The sequence below is a fragment of the Alicyclobacillus mali NBRC 102425 genome (genome assembly GCF_001570745.1).
GTDB lineage: Bacteria > Bacillota > Bacilli > Alicyclobacillales > Alicyclobacillaceae > Alicyclobacillus > Alicyclobacillus mali.
Window position 1 is genome coordinate 1 of record NZ_BCSG01000028.1, and the last position, 20891, is coordinate 20891.

Annotated in this window: 19 protein-coding genes; 3 read left to right on the forward strand and 16 right to left on the reverse strand. The window is 63.5% G+C overall.

The genetic code is table 11. The features are described 5' to 3' along the window. Window positions 1-141 precede the first annotated feature (141 nt). On the forward strand, window positions 142-1452 hold the full coding sequence (locus AMA01_RS13630; RefSeq protein WP_082744133.1) for an alpha/beta fold hydrolase: 1311 nt from the start codon (window positions 142-144) through the stop codon (window positions 1450-1452). A 36-nt stretch (window positions 1453-1488) separates the two neighbouring features. Here the strand turns inward: AMA01_RS13630 and AMA01_RS09960 are convergent, their stop codons facing one another. From AMA01_RS09960 to AMA01_RS09975, 4 genes are all read right to left on the reverse strand, one after another. Next, window positions 1489-2442, reverse strand: coding sequence for an MBL fold metallo-hydrolase (locus tag AMA01_RS09960; RefSeq protein ID WP_067850526.1), 954 nt, complete (start codon window positions 2440-2442; stop codon window positions 1489-1491). Between the two features lie 133 nt (window positions 2443-2575). Continuing rightward, window positions 2576-4603, reverse strand: coding sequence for a transglutaminase-like domain-containing protein (locus AMA01_RS09965; RefSeq protein ID WP_067850528.1), 2028 nt, complete (start codon window positions 4601-4603; stop codon window positions 2576-2578). 19 nt (window positions 4604-4622) lie between these two features. Continuing rightward, window positions 4623-5738, reverse strand: coding sequence for a DUF58 domain-containing protein (locus tag AMA01_RS09970; protein ID WP_067850530.1), 1116 nt, complete (start codon window positions 5736-5738; stop codon window positions 4623-4625). Next, on the reverse strand, window positions 5735-6724 hold the full coding sequence (locus AMA01_RS09975; RefSeq protein WP_067850532.1) for an AAA family ATPase: 990 nt from the start codon (window positions 6722-6724) through the stop codon (window positions 5735-5737). The genes AMA01_RS09970 and AMA01_RS09975 overlap by 4 nt, the downstream gene beginning before the upstream one ends. Window positions 6725-7094: 370 nt before the next feature. Here AMA01_RS09975 and AMA01_RS09980 point away from each other — a divergent pair, with 370 nt between their 5' ends. Further along, window positions 7095-7496 carry a hypothetical protein gene (locus tag AMA01_RS09980; protein ID WP_067850534.1) on the forward strand — a complete coding sequence of 134 codons (402 nt, stop codon included), beginning with the start codon at window positions 7095-7097 and terminating at the stop codon, window positions 7494-7496. Between the two features lie 144 nt (window positions 7497-7640). On the opposite strand, the gene AMA01_RS09985 is transcribed toward AMA01_RS09980, so the two are convergent. The 12 genes from AMA01_RS09985 to AMA01_RS10040 form a co-directional block, all read right to left on the reverse strand. After that, window positions 7641-8327 carry a response regulator transcription factor gene (locus AMA01_RS09985; RefSeq protein WP_067850536.1) on the reverse strand — a complete coding sequence of 229 codons (687 nt, stop codon included), beginning with the start codon at window positions 8325-8327 and terminating at the stop codon, window positions 7641-7643. 20 nt (window positions 8328-8347) lie between these two features. Continuing rightward, a complete protein-coding gene (locus AMA01_RS09990) occupies window positions 8348-9376 on the reverse strand; it encodes a PAS domain-containing sensor histidine kinase (RefSeq protein WP_231862908.1) in 1029 nt (342 codons plus the stop codon). Between the two features lie 41 nt (window positions 9377-9417). After that, a complete protein-coding gene (locus tag AMA01_RS09995) occupies window positions 9418-10833 on the reverse strand; it encodes an MBL fold metallo-hydrolase (RefSeq protein WP_067850540.1) in 1416 nt (471 codons plus the stop codon). Window positions 10834-10871: 38 nt separating this feature from the next. Next, window positions 10872-11459, reverse strand: coding sequence for a DUF1641 domain-containing protein (locus AMA01_RS10000; protein ID WP_067850542.1), 588 nt, complete (start codon window positions 11457-11459; stop codon window positions 10872-10874). A 17-nt stretch (window positions 11460-11476) separates the two neighbouring features. After that, complete coding sequence (locus AMA01_RS10005; protein WP_067850544.1) at window positions 11477-12664, reverse strand: NAD(P)/FAD-dependent oxidoreductase; 1188 nt, start codon at window positions 12662-12664, stop codon at window positions 11477-11479. 219 nt (window positions 12665-12883) lie between these two features. Continuing rightward, window positions 12884-14500, reverse strand: a complete 1617-nt coding sequence (gene groL, locus AMA01_RS10010) for a chaperonin GroEL (RefSeq protein ID WP_067850547.1) — start codon at window positions 14498-14500, stop codon at window positions 12884-12886. A 64-nt stretch (window positions 14501-14564) separates the two neighbouring features. Next, window positions 14565-14852 (reverse strand): co-chaperone GroES, encoded by a 288-nt coding sequence (groES, locus tag AMA01_RS10015; RefSeq protein ID WP_067850549.1) that lies wholly within the window; start codon window positions 14850-14852, stop codon window positions 14565-14567. Window positions 14853-15010: 158 nt separating this feature from the next. Then, window positions 15011-15568, reverse strand: a complete 558-nt coding sequence (gene mobB, locus AMA01_RS10020; RefSeq protein ID WP_067850551.1) for a molybdopterin-guanine dinucleotide biosynthesis protein B — start codon at window positions 15566-15568, stop codon at window positions 15011-15013. Then, window positions 15561-16553, reverse strand: a complete 993-nt coding sequence (locus AMA01_RS10025) for a molybdopterin-binding protein (RefSeq protein ID WP_067850553.1) — start codon at window positions 16551-16553, stop codon at window positions 15561-15563. The genes mobB and AMA01_RS10025 overlap by 8 nt, the downstream gene beginning before the upstream one ends. After that, window positions 16550-17161: a molybdenum cofactor guanylyltransferase gene (gene mobA, locus AMA01_RS10030; RefSeq protein WP_231862909.1), complete on the reverse strand. Its 612-nt coding sequence runs from the start codon at window positions 17159-17161 to the stop codon at window positions 16550-16552. Before mobA ends, AMA01_RS10025 begins: the two co-directional genes overlap by 4 nt. Continuing rightward, a complete protein-coding gene (locus AMA01_RS10035; RefSeq protein ID WP_067850624.1) occupies window positions 17155-17811 on the reverse strand; it encodes a 5-formyltetrahydrofolate cyclo-ligase in 657 nt (218 codons plus the stop codon). Before AMA01_RS10035 ends, mobA begins: the two co-directional genes overlap by 7 nt. Then, complete coding sequence (locus AMA01_RS10040; protein ID WP_067850555.1) at window positions 17720-18631, reverse strand: phosphatase PAP2 family protein; 912 nt, start codon at window positions 18629-18631, stop codon at window positions 17720-17722. Before AMA01_RS10040 ends, AMA01_RS10035 begins: the two co-directional genes overlap by 92 nt. Window positions 18632-18694: 63 nt before the next feature. Between AMA01_RS10040 and AMA01_RS10045 the strand changes: the two genes are divergently transcribed. Beyond that, the gene (locus AMA01_RS10045) at window positions 18695-20668 is read left to right on the forward strand and encodes an ABC-F family ATP-binding cassette domain-containing protein (RefSeq protein WP_067850557.1); all 1974 of its coding nucleotides are present in this window, start codon (window positions 18695-18697) and stop codon (window positions 20666-20668) included. Window positions 20669-20891: the final 223 nt, after the last annotated feature.

The window sequence follows — 20891 nt, forward strand, 5'->3', positions numbered from 1 at the left end:
AAAAGGCTCGCGTTAAAAAAGCATCATCAACTGCCATTCAACCTGTCACATAACCGATTGTCGTTCTAGACCGTTACACGAGCGTTACTTTCACATCCACGGCGAGGAGAACTTGCTTGCGAGAAAGGCGGCGAATGTTCGATGAGCGGCCCTGCAATTCACGAAGCCCGAACCGACAAACGTCCGGTGTTCATACTGATTCCGGGTTTAGGAATGAACTGTTCGGCCTACAGCGATCTCGCGCCCTTCTTATCGTCACACGGGCATGTCGTCTATTACGATTTTCCAGGACACGGAAGTCGCACACAAGTGGAATTTAAACGAAATGTGGATTGGGGCTCTCTCATTAGCGATGTCATTTCTTATCTGCGCAATCTCAACCAACCTCCCTATCACGTGATTGGCCACGGGTTCGGCGGTACCACGGCTTTGCGGCTGGCAAAGTTCATCCCGGAGTGGATTGCCACATTGACAATTCTTTCGCCGCACGCTTCTCATGGAGCGAAAATGGGGACTGAATTCGTTGAAATTATCAATCAAATCAACACAACCCAAAGCCTAAAGCCAATGTGGGATATGCTTGCGCACGTCTTAGTGCGCAACCCAACTGCTCCCTATCTTGAACATATTAAGAAAATGAACGCTTCGGTAAATCCGCATTTTTACGTAAAACTTTTGAAACTGGCGTATGAAACCTCAAACCCAAGGGATTTTGCCGGTGTCGATCGCCCGACTCTCTTTATTCAAGGAGAATTTGATCCCCTAGCAGTCATCCATCTATCTCGGTTGCTAGTAAACCAGCCGAAGGCGAAAGTTTGGACATGCCCAAACGCTTCCAATCTCGTTCACATGGAACAGCCAGAAGCGGTCGCCCGTGAGATTCTCAAATTCGTATTGGGTTCTGAGGCAGATCGTAAATTTTCCGACAATTTATCTACCGTGAATCGATATCTGATTCATAATGATGATGATGTAAAAAAACACATCTACGTCCATTGCCTCAACGAATTCTATGTCACAGTTAATCACGATACCATTCGACACGGATGGGAAAGGCGCCACGCGCAGATACTCATGCTTTATCTCGCACTCCACAGACGTGCCTCTCGAGATACACTTTGCGAGGTCATTTGGCCAGACGAAGACCCAGCCAAATCAAGACTCCGGTTGCGGGTTTCACTCCACTACCTGCGCGCGCTTCTTGGGGAACACGGAGATATTCTTCATACCACGAAGGATTTTGTGGAATTGAGAGGACACGTCGTGTGTGACGTGGCAGATTTACTTGACAGGCTGAAGGTGCTTCGGGAGATGGATTCCGAAACCCGCGCAATTTCGGCAAAAGAACTTGTACGGCAACTCCCCCTTCGAATCATGCCGAGCATGTACCACCCATTCGCCATTCGAATTCAGCAAATGTTAGAATTTGAAATCGAACACCTGATCGACTAGCATACTTTATTCATTCTCACAGGCCGTTCCCACGCCTCACCCAACTGACGGTACGCGCATCCACCGCCTGACCTCTCCGTCCATCGCCGAGATCACCTCGCCGCGGCTCTCCATCAAATCGAGGTGGCCCTGCACCTCAGACAGCCCGAGCATGACCACTGGTCCCTCCAGCTTCGGGAAGAGACGGCGGGTAATTTCCGCCACGGTCGTCGCGCCCTCAGCCAGCGCTTGGCGGATCTGCACGCAGCGCGACTCGTGTTCGGCGAATCGCCTGTCGATGAGGGCCCGATGGTCCGCAAACGGATCTCCGTGACCGGGATACACCCGGACGAGATCCAGGGCGCGGGTGCGCTCCATCGATGCGCGATAGTCGAGCAGCGGTTTCGGGCGAGCGGCGGACGGATCGACCGGCGGCTCGACAAACGCGTTCGCCGAGATGGTGGGCAGCAGGTGATCGCCCGCGATGGCGTGACCGTCGGGATCCACCATGAAGATGTCGGTGCGGCTGTGGCCGGGTACGTACATCACTCTCCAGTCGCGCCCGCCCGCGCGGACCACATCGCCATCGCGAACGTAGACGACGTCGCGCCAATCGTACTTTTGCATCCAGATGCGCGACTCCCAACGGACGTCCGATCCGGCCTCGCGGGCAAATGCCGCGTAAAACGCGTCGAAGCGACGATGTTCTTCTTCGCCGAGCTCGACGATGCGACGCGCCGCCTCGGAGACGACGACGCGCGCGCCGGAAGCGCGCTGAACAGCGGAAACGCCTCCGATGTGATCCAGATGCATATGCGTCACGACAATCTGCTCGATGTCTGCGAACCGCACCCCGTGCCGCGCGAGTCCCTCCTCGAGCTGCACAAGGGACTTGGGAAACGGCAGCCCTGAGTCCACCAGCGTGATCGGATCGCCCAAGATGAGGTACGCGTTCACGTGATCTTCGGGATACGGCGTCTCAATCCGCACCCGCTCGATGCCCGTCTGCATGGCCATCCCTCGGTTCTAAGTTGAAGTTCTCTTTCAATCTTACCACGCTTTGCCGGAGAACGCGCATGAATATTCAAAGATGAAATCGCGTTGTGCCCATGCAACCGCATGGGCAGATGGAGAGCCAAAAGCGCTAACGGGTTCGCGCCACTCCCTCGCGAGAAGCCGCCTCAAGCCACTGGACGAGCGTCGCCGAGAGATCTCGCCAGCCTGCGGATTTGGACGCCTCCCATTCGCGACCGTACAGGTTCGCCTCGGCGGCGCGAAGCCAAGGCCCGAAAGCATCCGCTGCGCCGGCGCGTTCGGCGAGCGGCCGCAAGTCGCGCAGCGTGGCGCTCGGAGGCAGGCCGAGCGCCGCCCGGGCCTCGCCGACGAGCCGCAGGAACGCGTCGAAGTCGCCCTGCCGCGCTTTGCGGCGCCGCCGGACCCGTCTCACGGCCCAAAGGGCGCCCAGCGCCGCCGCAACGCCACCGAGCGCGACGGGCGCCACCACGCGCACCTCGCGCCTGACGACCGGCAAAGATGCGGGCGCTTCGCCGTGACGGCTGGATCTCGGCTGCTTCCCAGTCGCGCTGCGCCCGGGAACCGAGCTCGGCGCGAACGTCATGGCGAAGCCAGGCGTCGCGTCGAAGGGGATCCAGCCGAACCCCGGAAAATACACCTCGATCCACGCGTGCGCGTCTGCCTCCGACACCACGTACGTGTCCGGGGCCATCTCGTTGTCCGCGCCGACGGCGAACCCTGTGACGAAGCGCGCAGGCACGCCGAGCGCGCGCAGCATCACCGCGGCGGCGCTCGCGAAGTTGTCGCAGTACCCGCGGTGCGTGTCAAAGAGAAACTGCGCGACGTAGTCCTCTCCTGGCTGTGGCACCGGCACGTCCGACACGTCGTACCCCTCGTGAGCAGCGAGATATTGGATGATGGCGTTGACCATCTCGTACTCCGTCACCGCGTGCGCGTTCGTTACAATGCGCGCTGCCAACTGCCTGACGCTCGCCGGCAACTCGGCGGGCAACTGCGTGTCGACTGCCCGAGTGCTGGCCGGAATGTCGCGCCGCACGTCGGCAAAAGGTACGCTCAGTGAGGCGAGGCGTGCGTACGGGTTGTTCGGGACAGCCACCTCCAGCTCGTACGATTCCCCCGGGCCGAGCGGCGCCGCCTTGATGTTGCCCTGCAAGGTGTCGATGGCGAACTCGTTCCCGTACAGGCCCGGCAGCCGCAGGACGCGATCGACCGCATACGGCGCGAGGAGGTCCGACGTGTTGACGGCGCCTTTCACCGACACGGCGACGTCCATCGTGCGATAGGGGAGACGCGCGAACGGCAGACCGCCCGGGAGAGGCTGGCCCACGGCCGCGGTGGCGACGTCCGATCCGTCGAGTGGGACGGACACCCAGCCCTGCCCCGTGTAGTCGGACAGCACCTGTCCGCGGAGATCGAGCGGGATGGGCGCTCGAACTTCGAGGATCGGCTGCGGATCCGTCACGAGCGAGCCGCCGAGATGGCTGTCGTCCAGGCTGTAGCCCGTGCGCGCGGGCGTCTGCGGCACGAGCGACATCACGATGCGCGCCACGCTCGGCGCAAGGGCACCTTTCGGCGCGAGGAACGCGCATAATGCGCCGCACAATAGAACCCCCGCGCCCACCCTCGCGACGCGTCGCCAGTCGGGCTCTCCCGCCTCCCCCTCCCAGCGACCGTATGCAAAAAGGGCCAGCATGACGGCGAGACAGACAAGCTCCAGTCCCACGCCCGCCACCGGATGTGCCAGGGAGACTGCCACAAGCCCCGTCTGAGCGACGGCGTTGTAGAGGAGCCACGTGAGAGGGCGCCGATACGCGTACCGCACGAGCGCCATCGCCGCCAGTCCAGCCAGGCTGAAGGCGTACAGCCGCCACACGGTGTCTGCGACACTCCACGGCCATCCGGCAACACGGGCCGCCTCGGCTACAGCGGCAGCTTGGACAGCCGCGAGGGCCATCCACGCGGCGCCGCGCTGCCAGCGATTCGCCAGCGCGGCGGCAAGACACATGGCAAGCCAAAACGCCCCCACCTCGAGCGCCGCGCGCCGAGCGAACACCCCTGCCACAGGCGACAGCGCGATCACGACCCACGCGAAACAGAGGAGGTTTCGCACCAGACGCCGAGTAAGCTGATGAGCCATCGGTGCTCCCTCCTTTTCCTCACGAACTGCGGAAATGGGCCGCTTCGCGCGCACCTTTGCGCCCCGCGTCCACAATGGCCCAGACATCCACCGCTGACACCGTCACCGCGCGTGAGTCCACCGTCCGCGCAATGGCGTCGCACGCGCGCGCCGTCACCCATATGGTCGCGCCCCATTCACCTCGCAGCTCTGCCCGGGGTACGGCGGCAACGGTGGCGGATGCGTTCACCGATGCCAGCGCGCGCCCCACCTCGTCGAACGTCCTGCACCGGCGCCACGTGGCCCGACCGTCGGTAGAGGCGGGCGCCAGGCACTCGACTGATTGCCCCTGCCGCTGCCAGTGAACCACCAGAGAAAAGGCCACGGATAGTACCTGTTCCGTCACGAAGACGTCGTTTTGCTCCGCCAGAGGCACCACGAGCCACGGACGCGGCCTATCGAAGGCAAGTTCTCTCGCGTACAAGTTCCCCATCCGAAGTGACGTGGGCCAGTGGATGAGACTCCGCCGCTCACCGGTTCGAAAGGGTACCAAACCGCCGGTCGGAACCGTCCTCGCATCATCCCGTGCCCGTTCACAAGCCCGCACCTGCCGCTCGACCTCGCGCGTCCACTCTCCCGCCGGCAACACCTTGGGGTAAACCACCATCACACCTTCGGCTGGGAGCCGCCATTCGACAAAAAGGAGGCCGAACGCATCGCTGAGCCGGACGCACACGCCGCGCAGACGGTATTGGCCGCGGCGGAGCGAAGACGCCTCCATCTGAACCTGGTATCCGCCGGCCCGTTTGAACGACGCGACGCCGCCAAGGCGATCGTACGGAACGCGGTGTTCCTCCCACTCCAGTGCGATCTCGCCGCGGCGCCTCCACAATCCGAACCCGAACGCGCGGCCCGAGATGTCGACCAGCACACGCGCGCTGTCACCCGCGGACGCGCGCGCCGGAAGATCAACCTGCGCGCTCGAGATGGCCATCGCACACACCGCAAAACATAGTTCGTACAAACTGAGCGCGTCCATGGCGCCTGCAAGCGCACGCACGCCCACCGCGCCTGTTCCGAGCGCGAGCGACGTCACAAACGCACTGGCAAGGATGAGCGCGGCTACGAGCCATGACCTGCGCAATGCGATGCTCATCGCGCGTCACCGAGCTTCGGCGTCGGCACTTGGTGCAAGACCTCCTCCAGGAGCCCATCCGACGTCGCTTCCACCCATGGATCCCGAGCGCGGTGAAGCCGATGCCGCCATACGTGTGGGACGAGCTGGCGCAGATCGTCCGGAACCACGTACGGGCGGCCACGTGTATAGGCGCGCGCTTTGGCTGCGCGAAGCAGGGCCAGGAGCGCGCGGGGGCTTGGCCCCATCGGCACGTGCGGGTGGTCGCGAAGCGCTTGGGCGAGGTTTACAGCGTAGCGAAGGATCGCCGGATCCGCGTGAATTTCGTCCGCCTCGCGCTGCCATGTCAGCACGTCCGATGGCGCCGCCAGAGGCTTTAGATCGTCTAATTGGGCTTGACCGCCTCCCGCCGCGAGCATGCGGATTTCTTCTTCTGCGGAAGGATAGCCAAGTGCGATGCACATCAGGAACCGATCCATCTCCGACTCGGGCAGTGGATGGGTCCCTTCGAATTCCCGAGGATTTTGCGTGGCAATGACCCAAAAGGGCCGCGGAAGCGAATGCCGCTCGCCGTCCAACGTCACGCAGCCCTCCTCCATGGCCTCGAGAAAGGCGCTTTGCGCCCGCGGTGACGCGCGGTTCAGTTCGTCCACCAGCACCATCTCGCTGAAAATGGGCCCTTTGTGCGTTTCGAACGCGCCCAACTGTTGGTTGTACATGACGTACCCCAGGATGTCCGCAGGGAGAAGATCCGACGTGCACTGCACGCGGCTCAGGTTCAGCCCCAGGAGGCGTGCAAGGGCCTTGGCAAGCGTCGTCTTGCCCACGCCTGGAACGTCCTCGATCAACACATGACCGCCGGCGACGAGCGCGCAAAGGGCGAGATCGATGGCCTCTTCGTGGCCGAAGACCACGGACGATATGACATCACGCAGGCGCGCAAACGCGGGGGTCATCGGTTCCAGTTCTCCCTTGAGCTGACGCGAAGCCAACGTCATATTCCCCATTCCCTCGTCTTCTCTTCTTCCCGATTCTAACAAATCGACTGCCGTCCGCATAGCTCGCAAGAACGGCCATATAGTGGGTAGAGAAGAGACGCGCTGCTGAATGCGGCCTCCGGGATCATGTTAGGAAGGAGATGGGTACTTGAAGGTCCCCACCGCGCGCTTCCCCATGGCCATCAGGGGCAAAGCTGCCCGCCTGCGATTCGTGGTTCGTCGCAATCCAAGGAGTCTTGTGCTAGGATCCAAGGAAGAGGCGACACCGCAGGACTTGAGTCGAGTGCATGAACTTCCACCGCAGCGCATGCGTCTTTTTGCGCGGATGGAGCGGCCTCCGGACAGGCCGAAGCCCTTCGACCAAAGGAGGGATGCGCACGTGGCCAAAGACACCGAGGAGATCTCGCTGTCAGCCCTCAACCCGGAACCCGTACCTCTGTACGGCAAGAGGCCCTTCCCCAAGAGTGCGAGCCGATGCAAGCGGTGCAAAATGCCGTCGAATCTCCAGTTTTGTGTGATGTGTCAGACGGAATTTGTCACGCAAGCTCGGATGTGTTTTCAATCCATTTTGGACGCCGCGGAAATTCAGCGCGATCCACACCGGACCTACGAGGAAAAGCGAGCGGCATACAAGTCGGCGAAGCGGCGGCTGAAACAGCTCCAGGAGTTGAAGACCTACGGCGTGACCTTCGAACAGACCAAGGCGTTCCGCAAGGCCCTGCGCAGCCTGCGCGAGGCGCTGCGCGAGGAGAAGGCCGAGCGGACCGCGAATCTTTCTTAGCCGGAGAGATGGCCACGCCGAGGGCGGGCCTCGGCGCTTCTGCCGAAGGTCCGCCCTCGAACGCTTCGTTCAGCCCACGTCTCCCGCGACGCGCACGGTCGAATGGGGCCCCACGAAAGAGTGCCACTTGGAAGGCCGGCTTGTTTAAAAATCCCAAAAATCTGATCCCGTCACCCCTCCCGGCACGGGCGGATCGACGAGCCCGCTCTCGTAAGCGTAGCGGATGAGTGCAGCGCGGGACGTCGCCCCGAGGCGCCGTGCGATGTGCTGACGGTGGGTTTCGACCGTCTTGACGCTGATATGAAGCGCATCTGCGATTTCGCGATTCGTATAGCCTCTCGCCACCAGCACCAGCACTTCCGCCTCGCGCGGCGAGAGACGAATATCGTCTCGCCCACGCCCGTCCACTTCGCCTTTCGCCTCTATGTTCCCGGTCCAGCGGCGCGAGACGTAAGGACACTCTGCCCGCCCCCGCCGGATGGCTTCGACAATCTCCTGCGAGTCATCGTGCTTGAATACGATTCCCGCGACTTTGGCATCCAGCATCTTTTCCACATGGGCGCGATCGTCGAACATCGTCAGCATGATGACCCGGACCTCAGGGGCGATTTGGCGCAGGTGGCGCGCGGTCGTGATCCCGTCCAGCCCTTGAGGCATGTGCACGTCCATCAGCATGACGTCGGGCCGCTCTTTGACCGCGGCCTTGAGCGCTTCTTCGCCGCACGAGCACTCCCCCACCACCTCAATCCCGGCTACGCCGTGCAGAATCAGGCGCAGGCCCTGCCGAACCAAGGCGTGATCGTCCACGATGACCACGCGCGTGTGGGCCATAACGATTCGCCCCTTTCTCCTCACCCGAGCGGATTGGGAAAGATGACGCGAACACGCGTACCTTGCCCAGGCTGACTGTCGATCTCGAGCACCCCATTCAGGGCAGACGCGCGCTCGCGCATGTTCTTCAACCCGTAGCCGGGTAGCAGCTTGATTTGCTCCGCGTCGAAGCCACACCCGTCGTCGCGGATTTCCACTTCGCACATCTCGGCGCACGTCATGTGAATCTGAATGTGTCGAGCCCGCCCGTGTGAAATCGCGTTGTGCACCGCCTCTTGCACGATGCGGTACAGGTGGATGGCGATGCCGCCGAGATCGCCGGCCGGCCACTCCTTGTTCATGGTGACGTCGATCCGGCAGCCGCTTGTCGACATTTCCTCGCTCAGCATGCGGATGGCCGCGCTAAGGCCGAGATCGTACAGGAGCGACGGATACAAGGTATGCGACAGCGCGCGCACCTCTTGCGAGCAGCGCTTAATCTGCGCGCGCAGGTCGTCGAGCGCCCTGTGCAGGCGAGACGGGGCCTGGCGCTTGAGGTGTTCCATACCGAGATCGACCGCGTACAGCGACTGGCTCACCCCGTCATGCAGCTCTTGGGAGATGCGCTTGCGCTCCTGTTCTTGCACCTCCAGCGTCATGCGGTTCAGCCGCGCCCGCATCTCCAACTCTTTCGCCTGCCGCTCGCGCGTGACGTCGCGGATGACGATTACCATGTCACGGCTCGTCTCGCCGCCAGGCGCTTCGAGGAACGTGCGGCTCATGCCAACCGGGACATAGGCGCCTTGCTTCGTCGGCAATTCAGACTCAAAGTACGAAACTTCGCGCTGCCCGGCGAGGAAACACCGCTCTTCACCGGCGCCCACCTCGCGCGCTTGGCAATACCGGCAATACGGAATCCAATCGCCCAGTTCCCAGCCCGTCATACGCGTCGCGGATGGATTGATGAACACAATCACGCGGTCTTTGTCCATGACGATGATCCCGTCGTTCAGGGCATTGAACAGGTGTCGCAGCCGTTCCGGGCTGTAGCCCATGGTTCTGGTGACCATCCCCACCAACCTCGCCAGCGCGTTTCCTCTACCTTACGACATCACGCCTCAACAGGGAAACCCTTGCCGCGCCACGCCTCGTATCCACCCAGCATGTTGCGAACATCCTCCACGCCGTGAGCCCGAAGTAGGCTCGCGGCGATGGCGGATCGGCCGCCCGTCCGGCAATACACGTAGACCGATGCCTCGCGCGGTACCTCTTGGATGTGAACCGCGAGCTTCGAGAGCGGAATGTGGTGAGCCTGCGGCAGGTGGCCCCCCGCCCACTCGTCGGCGTTGCGGACGTCCAGAAGCCAGATGTCCTGCTGCGCAAGCGCTCCGCGCACGTCGTCGGGTGTCACGTTGACGTAGGACGCGACGTCGTCGGCCGCTGCGCCCTCCACCTCGGCCGGATCGGCCCAATCCGCCACGTCATCAATGCCGATGGAGCGAAGCGCGCGGATCACGTCGGGCGCTATTCCGTCCGCAGCCAGCAGATGGATATGCCGATCGGCAGGAAGGAGCCACCCCGCCCACGTGACAAACGACTTGTTCCAGGGTATGTTGAGACTTCCGGCCAAGTGGCGTTTTGCAAACGCATCCGCCGGGCGCACATCCAACACGATGCCGCTCGCTCGCCACGCGCGAAGCGCTTCCGGCGACAGCGCCGCCCGCGCGGGCGCGCTCAGTTCTTTGAGCAGACGCGGCCCGTTCTTATTGACCTGCTTCATGCGGGCGAAGTAGACCGGCGCTTCGGGTTGCCCAGCGAGCAGGGCCTGGACGAAAGCGTCCTCGTCCTGGTGCTGAAGGGCCCAGTTCACGAGCTTCTCATAGCCAACTGTGGACGACGGGACGGCGCCGAGCGCCTTGCCGCACGCGCTGCCCGCGCCGTGGGCCGGCAGCACCTGGACGTGATCCGGCAGCGCCTCAAATTTGCGCAGGGAGCGGAACATCTGGCGAGCGAGCGCCTCCGAACTGCCGCTCTCGCCGGCCACGCGCTCGAGCAGGTCCGGCCGCCCGACGTCTCCCACGAAGACGAAGTCACCGGAAAAAAGCGCCATGGGCACGTCCGGCGAAGTTTTGCCGTCGTACAGGAGGTACGAGACGTGTTCCGGCGTATGCCCGGGCGTATGCATCACCACAAGCCTCACATGGCCAAAGCGAAGCTCGTCGCCGTCCCTCAACAGCCGGTGTGGATACGCCTGGACGTACGCGGACTTCCACTCCGGCGGTCCTTCGTCTGACACGCAGATGGCCGCGCCTGCGCCACCCGCCAGTTCCCGGGCCCCGGAGACAAAATCCGCGTGAATGTGTGTCTCGAGCGCAGCGACGATGCGAAGCCCCTCTCGCTTGGCCGTGTGCAAATACGGCTCGACGTCGCGGGCGGGATCGATCACGCAGGCCTCGCCTGTTTCCTGGCAGCCGACCAAGTAAGAAGCGTGCGCAAGTGCTTCATCGTAGAAGCGGCGAAGGTACATGTCACCCATCCTCTCGTGAAATCTGTCTCTATCCGCGTTTACAGGCTTTTCACAGGCGGCGCTTCGGTACGTTCCTGAGCCGCCTGGACGAATGCCTTCGCATAACGAAGCCCCTTTTGAACGACCGGCTCCTTCAGCAGGCGAATGAGCGACCAGACGGTCACTGGTGTGCGATCCTCTGCGGCAATGCGCCCGGCCTCGCGCGAGATCTCGCGAGCTTCTTGGGCCATCCGCTGCACCGCCCCAAACTCGGATGCGAGGCTCGCGAGCAGATAATCGACTGAAGCCCGGTCCTCAAGCACGGCTTTGGCAAACTCGGCGAACTGCAGTAGGGGACGCATGAGTTGCACGAGCGTCGGCAGGGCACTCGCGAGTTCGGCGAGGGCGACGATGGTGTCGCGATCGACCCGCAGCGGAATCTCGTCCGACGCTGACGCCATTAGGTAGCGCATGGATTCCCGATCCTGCACCAGTTCCCGCCCGAACGCGATGGCGGTGGACACGTCACCGAGCGCCTCGTCCCACTCGGCCAATCGCTCGATGACGCGCACAAACTTCGCCTGAAAATCCGGATCGCCAAGGGCCTGTCGGGCCCCGTTGACTTCGACCGCATGGTTGTCAGCCATAATCCCACCTCCCCCGCCTACATCAGGCCCTTGAGCATGCCGTCCCAGTACAATACTGGAAGAAACGACTTCTTGAGCACGTACATGCTGAAGCGCTCCTGGCCCTGATCAAACGGGAAGGTCTCCTCCGGCTCGTGGCTGTAATCGAACTCGGCGAGGATCAGTCTGCCATAGCCCGTCACCAAGGGGCAGGAGGTGTAGCCATGATATTCGGCCTCGACCGGCCGGTTTGCTAGATAGGCTGTCAGGTTGTGCACCAGCACCGGAACCTGCTTGCGAATGGCCGCACCTGTCTTGGAGGTAGGAAGGCTCGAGCAGTCGCCGAGGCTGAAGACGTTCGGATAGCGCACGTGCTGCAGGGTGAATTTGTCCACGTCGACCCATCCGGCTTCGTTCGCAAGTGGGCTTTGTTTGATGACGTCCGGCGCGCTCATCGGCGGCACCACGTGCAGCAGGTCAAAGTCAAGGGCCATGGTCTCGCCCGTGTCCAGGTTCTCGAACACGGCGACCTTGTCGTCCGCCTTCACCTCAATGAGGCGATGCTTGAAATGCGTATGAATGTGCTTGCGTTCGACCACCTTCATCAGCGCGTCGGCGTACTTCTTCACGCTGAAGATGGTGGGCGTTCCGGTCACGAAGTGGATCTGCGCCTTGTGTCGAACGCCCTTTTTCCTCAGGTAGTCGTCTGCGAGATAAGCGATTTTCTGAGGTGCACCCCCGCACTTGATGGGCGTCTCCGGCATGGTGAACACGGCATTTCCGCCGCGGAACTTCTGAAGCGCGCTCCACGTCGTCTGGACGTACTCGTACGTATAATTGCTGCAGATCCCGTTGCGCCCGATGTTGCCCAGAAGCCCCTTGATCTTGTTCCAATCCATCTGGATGCCCATGGAAACCACGAGCGCATCGTACGAAAGTGCAGCCCCTGACGCCAGTTCGATCTCGCCCTGCTCGGGCCGGAAGGCGACGACGGCGTCCCGAATCCACACCGCACCAGGCGGTATGAGCGATGCCTCATCCCGTTCCGTTGCCTCGAGCGGTGCAGCTCCCGCGCCGACCAACGTCCAAAGCGGTTGATAGTAGTGCTTCTCGGCAGGCTCCACGATAGCCACCTGCCCCCGCCAACTTGGATGTTCCCGAAGCAATCGCGCAGCTGTCGAAATCCCTGCAGTTCCGCCGCCCACAATCACAATGGGATAACGCATGCGACTCCCCCCTCGCGAATGAAAGCCCTTTCACCCACAAGCCTACTCGCGCGAGAGGCATCCGACCATCCGGGAAAACCCTGATTTCACAAACGCGGCGGGCGATCTCGGCGCCTTCAAGCCAGAAGGCTGCAAAGGTCCGCCTTGCCGTGCCTCCTGGCAATATAAAAGGCACCCGAATGGTCGCCCATTCGGATGCCTTGATTCCTCGGAGAATCCTCACATCATGTCGCCCATGCCCGCACCGGGCGCCGGAGCCTTCTCCTTCTCCGGCTTGTCGGCAACCGCAGCCTCGGTCGTGAGGAAGGTCGCCGCGACGCTCGCCGCATTCTGCAGCGCGGAGCGCGTCACCTTCGCCGGGTCGACGATACCGGACTCGAACATGTTGACCCACTCGCCGCTGGCGGCGTTGTAACCGATGCCCGGCTGCTCCGCCTTCAGGCGCTCCACGATGATGGAGCCCTCGACGCCCGCGTTCTCCGCAATCTGGCGGACCGGCGCCTCGAGCGCCTTGCGGACGAGGTTCACGCCCGTCAGCTCGTCACCCTCAGCCTGCACGTTGTCGAGCGCCCGGATGACGTTCACGAGCGCCACACCGCCGCCAGGCACAATGCCTTCTTCGACGGCCGCGCGCGTCGAGTTGAGCGCGTCCTCGATGCGGAGCTTCTTCTCCTTGAGCTCCGTCTCCGTCGCGGCACCCACCTTGATGACCGCGACGCCACCCGCGAGCTTCGCGAGGCGCTCCTGCAGCTTCTCGCGATCGAAGTCGGAGGTCGTCTCCTCGATCTGCGCCTTGATCTGGTTGATCCGAGCCTGGATGGCAGACTTGTCACCAGCGCCGTCCACGATGATGGTGTTCTCTTTGCTCACGCGCACCTGGCGAGCGCGGCCGAGCTGATCCAGGGTCGCGTTGCGCAGTTCAAGACCCAGCTCCTCGCTGATGACCTGACCACCCGTGAGGATGGCGATGTCCTGCAACATGGCCTTGCGGCGATCGCCAAAGCCAGGCGCCTTGACGGCCACGGCATTGAACGTACCGCGGATCTTGTTGACCACGAGCGTCGCGAGCGCTTCGCCCTCCACGTCCTCGGCGATGAGAAGCAGCGAACGTCCGGACTGCACAACTCGCTCCAAGACCGGCAGGATCTCCTGGATGCTCGAGACCTTCTTGTCGGTGATGAGGATGAGCGGCTCGTCCAACACGGCCTCCATCTTGTCCGCATCCGTCACCATGTAGGGCGAGATGTAGCCGCGATCGAACTGCATACCCTCGACGACCTCGAGCTCGGTCGTGAAGCCCTTCGACTCTTCAACAGTGATGACGCCGTCGTTGCCGACCTTCTCCATGGCGTCCGCGATGAGGTCGCCAATCTCGTTCGAACCAGCCGAGATGGCCGCGACCTCCGCGATGTTCTTGCGACCCTGAACCGGCTTCGCGATCTGCTTGAGCTCTTCGACAGCCGCCGTCACGGCCTTCTCGATGCCGCGGCGGAGCACCATCGGGTTCGCACCGGCGGCGACGTTCTTCAGACCCTCGCGAATCATCGCCTGCGCCAGGACCGTCGCCGTCGTCGTACCGTCACCCGCGACGTCGTTGGTCTTCGTGGCGACTTCCTTCACGAGCTGAGCACCCATGTTCTCGTACGCGTCCTCGAGCTCGATCTCCTTCGCGATGGTCACACCATCGTTGGTGATGAGCGGCGAACCGAACTTCTTCTCCAGCACCACGTTGCGGCCCTTTGGCCCGAGCGTCACCTTGACCGCATCCGCAAGCGCGTCAACACCGCGCATCATCGCACGGCGAGCTTCTTCACCAAAGCGAATCTCCTTTGCCATGTTGCATACCTCCCTGACGATTGTGGAATGTTCCGTTCATGAAGCGCTGCAGAGCCTTCCGGCATTACTTCTCGACAATCGCCAAGATGTCGCTCTCGCGCAGAATCAAGAGCTCCTCGTTGTTCACCTTGACCTCGGTGCCCGCGTACTTCGAGTAAATGACGCGATCGCCAACCTTGACCTCCATGGCCACGCGGTTGCCCTTCTCATCGAGCTTACCGGGGCCGACGGCGATCACTTCGCCCTCCTGCGGCTTCTCCTTCGCGTTGTCCGGCAGGAAAATGCCACTAGCGGTCTTTTCCTCACGCTCCACCGGACGGATCACCACGCGATCAGCGAGCGGCTTCAACATTGCGAACGACCTCCTTGCGAAATGTTGTTCCGAACCTTTGTTAGCACTCTCGCTCGGTGAGTGCTAACACCATGGACTATGATAATCGGTTCGTTGCGAGAGTGCAACAGGGAATTCAACTTTTTTGCGCCCACCATGAAAGACTCGTTTCCGGGCTGTCAGTCGGGAACCACGGGCGCGGCGAGCGCGCCCTGGCGCCACCGATCTCGCCACCACGCCAGGAGATCCGCCGCCTGATGAGGCCGAAACACGGGTACCGGGATCCCGGTCAGCGCCCCATCGGGCGCGACAGCAGCCGCGATGGCCACGGCGCCCGCGGCGAGCAGCTGTGTCCACTCGCGCTCGCCCCGCACCACCGCAACTTTCGCGTGCGCCGCCCGCTTGCCTCCCTCTGCGATCACGACGTCGACATCCGCGACGGCGCGGATGGCCGCGAACCACGCGGGAAATCCGCCCTCCTGGCGAGATCGCAGAAGAAAGCCGCGGCTGCTCGCGACCATTGTCACCGATGCGCCGGCGGCCGTTGCGCGGGCGGTGTCCGAGCCTGGTTTCTCCCAGTCGTCTGGCGCCTCGTCCGCGTGGCCATCGTGCTTCAGGTACGCCACACGCAGTCCCTGCGCGGACGCTGCTTCGACGAGCGCCTCCGCGAGACACGACTTGCCGGAGTCGGAGAAGCCCGCAATGCCGATGATCACAGGTCCCTTCGCGTCACGCATTGAGCCAGCCACCCACGCCCAGGACGGCGATGTCCCGCTTGCGGACGCGAAGCCCCGTGAGCACGCGCGGAAGGAGGCGATCAAACGACGTGATGGGATCGTAGATGACGGCGCCCGGCAGTCCAAAGATGGCGGCGTCATTCCGGTACGCGAGCATGAGCATGGACCCGGGCAGCATGGGCGTGCCGTACGTCACCACCTCGGTCGCGGCATCCCGGATGGCGCCCGGCGAGCGGTCGTCGGGATCCACCGACATCCCGCCCGTGACGAGCACGAGCGTCGCCCCCTTCTCGCACGCCTCGGCGATGGCATCCGCAATCCGATCCCGCTCGTCGCCGACAAACACCTGGTGCACGTCCTGGATGCCGTAGCGCGCGAGCTTGGCCCTTAGCACGGGACCGAACTTGTCCTCCACGCGCCCGTGCAGGATCTCGCTGCCCGTCGTCACAATCCGCACCTTCTGGGGCTGATACGGCAACACGTCGATCACGGCGCGCTTCTGCGCCTGCGACGCGATGACCTCCACAGCGCGGACCTTGTCCTCGGCGATGACCAGCGGAATGGGGCGCACGGCGGCGAGGCTTGTCCCCCGTGTCACGTGCTGGAACGGCCGCTTGGTCGCGATGGAAATCTCGTCGATGGTGTTCATGGCGGTCACGCGCCTCGCGTCCACCCACAGCATGCCGTCCCGCTTCGCACGGAGGATGACCTTGCCCTCCGCCACCTCGGAGAGTTCGACGCCCTCGCCCGCGATGGCCCGGGCCATGCGGACGGCCGCATCGTCTTCGTGCAACTCGCCCGGCTCGAGCTCCAGAATGTACAGGTGCCGCTTCCCCATGTCGAGCAGGACCGGGATGTCCTCCTCCCGCACCACGTGGCCGCGCTTAAACTGGCGCCCCTTAAACTCTCCAGGCACAATGCGCGTCATATCGTGCGCGAGCGCCAGGCCAATGGCCTCTTCCACAGGCACTTCTCGCCGGATCACGCCTTTCCCTCCCTCTCCAGCCACGCCTCGTAGTCCTCCGGCCGGTGCACCGGCCGAACGGCCCAGACATCGTCAAACGTGACGGTGCAAATCGAAAGCCCCTCAAGGGCGTTTAGAATTCGTTTCTCCCCGCGCGCGGCAGCATCCGCGATGGCTCGCACCGCGCGCTCCGCGTAGACAGCAACGAGCGGCTGCATCCTCCCCTCGCGCTCCGCGGCGGCGACCTCAGCACCGGTGCGCGTGAACGCGTCCACGAGCGCCCGCACGGCGTGTTCTGAGATCCCGGGCAGGTCCCCCGCCAGCACCAGGAGCGGCGAGAGGTCCGACGGCTCGCGCGCCGCAAAGCGGCCGAGAGCGGCAAGCGGCCCCTGGTAGCATTCCCCGTCTCTTACCCAGGCGATCTCGCCCGTCATCCACGGCTCGACTGCGCTCCGCACAGACTCGTCCGCGTAGAGCACGGCGACGCGCGGAGCGACCTTTTCCGCAACGCGCGCGACGTGGCCGGCCATCGGAATCCCGCCCGGTTCCCGCGGAAGCACAAGCTTGTTCCCCCGCTCTGCCATCCGCCTCGACGCGCCGCCCGCGAGCACGACGGCCCATTTCACCACCTGCAGGGCGCAAGCCCCCTCTCCGTCAGGAGCTCGTGCATGCGGACGTCGTGCGGGTGGCGAGGCAGCACAGCCACAAGCTGCTCGACGAAACACACGCCAATCCGCCGGACAGATGACGCCTCCGGACGCTTCAAATATCGGTCATAAAAGCCGCCGCCATACCCGAGTCGCGTGCCGTCTTCCGCAAAGGCAAGGCCCGGAACGAGGACGACCGCCACCTCGCCGGGCGGGACGACCCGGGCGCGAGGCCCTGGCGCCGGAATGCCGTACGCGCCGGAATGCAGATCCGCGAGGGACTGGACGGCGCAGAACTCCATCTGCGCCGGCCCTTCCACGCGCGGAAAGGCGATGTTCGCACCTCCCCGAAGCAGCGCCTCGGCCAGTGGGGCGAGATCGACCTCGCCGTGGACAGCCGCATACAGCCCGAGAAATCCGCTGATGGGAAGCGCGCGGAGCCACGCCTGCGCATGTGCGCAGATGGCTTCCTCCTGACGGCGCCTCGCGTCCGGCAGGATGGCGGCCCGTTTCACGCGATATTGTTGGCGCAGCGCCTGCTTATCGGTCTCGATGGGAATCTGCCTCCCGCGTGTACAGTCCGAGGAATTGAAACAGCCACGGCGCGAGCACGGTGGCCCAGGCCGCCACAGCCGCCGCGCGCGCGTACTGCCACAAGGGCTCCTCCAGATGCGCTTGTACCGCCAATTGTACCGCAACCACACCCCCAAGCGCGATCACGCCCGCCGCCACGCGCTTCCAGAGGACGGGATCGAGGGAAGTGCGGAGAAACCGCTTCTCGAGCGCCGCGCCCACGCCGCCGACGAGCAGAAACACCGCGTAGACCGCCGAGGTGACGTCGCGCGCGAGGACAAGGAGAATGGCCGGGAAGAGAACGGCGAGCGCGACGGCGGCGCCAAACGGGACGCCTCGGTAGGTCCACCAGCGCCCGATCTGCCAGCCGCAAAATCCGATGGCAAGCCCTGCTACCCAGCCGATGACGACATCCATCGGCCAGTGAAGCCCGAGATAGACGCGCGAGATGCCGACGGCGATCGACAGGAGGATGGCGAGAAGGAGCCACACCGGGCGGCGCAACCACAGCGCGAACGCGGTGAAGAACGTCATCGTCCCCTGCGCGTGGCCGCTCGGCATCGAGAGGCCCGTCGCGGAACGAATGTCGCCGGACCGAATCCCAGGCACACCGATGGGCCGAGCGATGTGATAATAGGACTTGAGCCACGCGTTCAGGTACATGCTGGTGAAAAACACGTAGGCAAGCCGCATGCCGAGGACGCGATCGACGGCGAGCATCAGGACGGGCAGCGCGGCGAAGTAGAACGACTCGTTGCCCAAGTAGGAAAACGCCACGGCCAGCCGATCCAGCATGGCCGAGTGATACGACTGCAACCACACGATGAGGTCATATTGCCAGGTGAAGCGTTGCGGCAACGGGAACGACGCGCTGGACATGAAGGAGCCTCCCCACCTCGTCCGAACTTGGCTGCTAGAGTGTATGGACAAAGGAGCGTACGTATGATCCTTTTGCAAGCGAATCGGGTGAAAAAGAGTTACGACGGGATGGAGGTGCTGCGCGAGGCTTCCATCACCGTCCGCGCGGGGGACAAGATCGGCCTCGTCGGCCCAAACGGCGCGGGCAAGTCCACCCTCCTGCGCATTCTCACGGGAGAAGAGGCGCCGGACGAAGGCAGCATGTACGTGAAGAACGGCGTTCGGCTAGGCTACGTCGCGCAATTCGTAGGCCGTGGGGAAGACATGCGCGTGTACGACTTCGTCGCCGAAGCGAAGCGGCCCATTCAGCAACTGGAGCGCGAGCTGCGCGAACTCGAGGCACAGATGAGCGACCCGGCGCTGTACGAAGACGAAGCGCGGTTTGCGGAGATCGCGCACCTGTACGAGGAGAAGACGCGTCGCTTCGAGTCTCTCGGAGGCTACCAGTGGGAGGCAGACGTCCGCCGCGTCCTCGCGGGGCTCAACTTTCCGCGCGATATGCACGACGTCCCCATCGCCACGCTCTCCGGCGGGCAGCGGACGCGGCTCGCCCTGGCGAGGCTCCTCGCGGCTCGCCCGGACGTCCTCCTGCTCGACGAGCCCACAAACTACCTCGACATGGACACGCTCGCCTGGCTGGAGGACTTTTTGTCGCACGGAGAGATGTCGCTCGTCGTCATCTCCCACGACCGGTATTTTCTCGATCGCGTCACGCGCCTTACGGTGGCGCTGGAGGGCGGACGGACGCGGGCCTATCCAGGGCCCTATCGCGTCTACCTGGAGATGCGGGCCGCGGAGCGCGAGGAGATGTGGCGGCGGTATGAGGCGCAGCAGGACGAGATCGCCCGGATGGAGGCGTTCATCGAGCGGAACATCGCGCGGGCGTCCACGCATCGAAGAGCACAGAGCCGCCGCCGGATGCTCGAGCGCATGGAGCGGATGGAGCGCCCGGCCGCCGACGACCCGTCGCTTTGGATGCGGTTTTCCGCGCGGCGCACCTCGGGCGAGGACGTGCTTGACGTGCGCGATCTCGCCATTGGCCATCGCGGCCAGCCGCTCGCGCGCCACATCAACTTCCGCGTGCAGCGCGGTATGCGACTCGCCATTCTCGGCCCGAACGGCGCCGGCAAGACGACGCTTCTTCGCACGCTCGTCGGGGAACTCCGGCCCATCGAAGGTTGGTTCCGCTTTGGCCAGGGCGTCGATCTCGGCTATTACGCGCAGGAGGATGGGGGGCTTCCGCCGGACGAGCAAGTCATCGACGTCGTGTGGAACACCTTCCCGGACCTCGATCACACGTCCGTGCGAAAGCTCTTAGCGCAGTTCTTGTTCCGGGGAGAGGACGTGTTGAAGCCCGTGCGCGCGCTCTCCGGTGGCGAGCAGAGCCGACTCCGGCTGTGCCTGCTCATGCAGAGCGGCGCCAACGTGCTGATCATGGACGAGCCCACCAACCACCTCGACATCCCGAGCAAAGAGGCGCTCGAGGCGGCGCTCGAAGAGTACGACGGCACAGTCATCTTCGTCTCGCACGATCGCTACTTCATCGACCAGATTGCGACGCACGTCGCGGTGTTAACGCGGGACGGCGTGGAGTGGTACATCGGCAACTACACGGACTACATGGAGAAGGTGATGGAAAACGAGCGACTCAGGCGCATCGAAGGTGCGGAGGACGAAACCGAGGCAGGCGGCGGTGGCACGCGGGAGGTCGCGGAAGAGCCGCCGGCACGGCGGCGCATCCGCTCCAGCGAGGCGCGCAAGCTGGAGGCCGAGATCGCTCGCTGGGAAGAGGCCGCGCACCGAATGGAGCGGGAGATGGAACAGGTGGCGAAGGATCAGAGCGAAGCCGCGGTGGCGCAGGACATTGAGCGCCTGCGCGATCTCGACGCGCGCTACCGGCGCCTCGAAGCGGAGTATCAGCGCGCGCTCGAGCAGTGGGAAGCCAAATCGCTGGAACTCGAGGAACTGCGACAAGCGCTTGAGGACTGGCACGGCTAGAAAGATTTCGCCGGGAAGCGCCCTTTCGAATGCGGACAATGTTCAGTTATCCACATTGTCCACCGACTTATCCACAAGCTCGATCCCGGCCGTTTCGAGCCTTTTCGACACCTTTCCACAACATCCACAGCGCGATTGGCCGGACTTATGCACAGGAACGGCCGTTCGCGGTGGACCGTTCCTCGCACATCATCCCTGCTTTGCGGAGCCCCATTGGACAAGC

What these genes read in the sequence shown, in the direction of transcription:
- AMA01_RS13630 (WP_082744133.1), top strand. Translation starts at nt 142, where the DNA reads ATGAGCGGCCCTGCAATTCACGAAGCCCGAACCGACAAACGTCCGGTG.
- AMA01_RS09960 (WP_067850526.1), bottom strand. Translation starts at nt 2,442, where the DNA reads ATGCAGACGGGCATCGAGCGGGTGCGGATTGAGACGCCGTATCCCGAA.
- AMA01_RS09965 (WP_067850528.1), bottom strand. Translation starts at nt 4,603, where the DNA reads ATGGCTCATCAGCTTACTCGGCGTCTGGTGCGAAACCTCCTCTGTTTC.
- AMA01_RS09970 (WP_067850530.1), bottom strand. Translation starts at nt 5,738, where the DNA reads ATGAGCATCGCATTGCGCAGGTCATGGCTCGTAGCCGCGCTCATCCTT.
- AMA01_RS09975 (WP_067850532.1), bottom strand. Translation starts at nt 6,724, where the DNA reads ATGGGGAATATGACGTTGGCTTCGCGTCAGCTCAAGGGAGAACTGGAA.
- AMA01_RS09985 (WP_067850536.1), bottom strand. Translation starts at nt 8,327, where the DNA reads ATGGCCCACACGCGCGTGGTCATCGTGGACGATCACGCCTTGGTTCGG.
- AMA01_RS09990 (WP_231862908.1), bottom strand. Translation starts at nt 9,376, where the DNA reads ATGGTCACCAGAACCATGGGCTACAGCCCGGAACGGCTGCGACACCTG.
- AMA01_RS09995 (WP_067850540.1), bottom strand. Translation starts at nt 10,833, where the DNA reads ATGTACCTTCGCCGCTTCTACGATGAAGCACTTGCGCACGCTTCTTAC.
- AMA01_RS10000 (WP_067850542.1), bottom strand. Translation starts at nt 11,459, where the DNA reads ATGGCTGACAACCATGCGGTCGAAGTCAACGGGGCCCGACAGGCCCTT.
- AMA01_RS10005 (WP_067850544.1), bottom strand. Translation starts at nt 12,664, where the DNA reads ATGCGTTATCCCATTGTGATTGTGGGCGGCGGAACTGCAGGGATTTCG.
- groL (WP_067850547.1), bottom strand. Translation starts at nt 14,500, where the DNA reads ATGGCAAAGGAGATTCGCTTTGGTGAAGAAGCTCGCCGTGCGATGATG.
- groES (WP_067850549.1), bottom strand. Translation starts at nt 14,852, where the DNA reads ATGTTGAAGCCGCTCGCTGATCGCGTGGTGATCCGTCCGGTGGAGCGT.
- mobB (WP_067850551.1), bottom strand. Translation starts at nt 15,568, where the DNA reads ATGCGTGACGCGAAGGGACCTGTGATCATCGGCATTGCGGGCTTCTCC.
- AMA01_RS10040 (WP_067850555.1), bottom strand. Translation starts at nt 18,631, where the DNA reads ATGTCCAGCGCGTCGTTCCCGTTGCCGCAACGCTTCACCTGGCAATAT.
- AMA01_RS10045 (WP_067850557.1), top strand. Translation starts at nt 18,695, where the DNA reads ATGATCCTTTTGCAAGCGAATCGGGTGAAAAAGAGTTACGACGGGATG.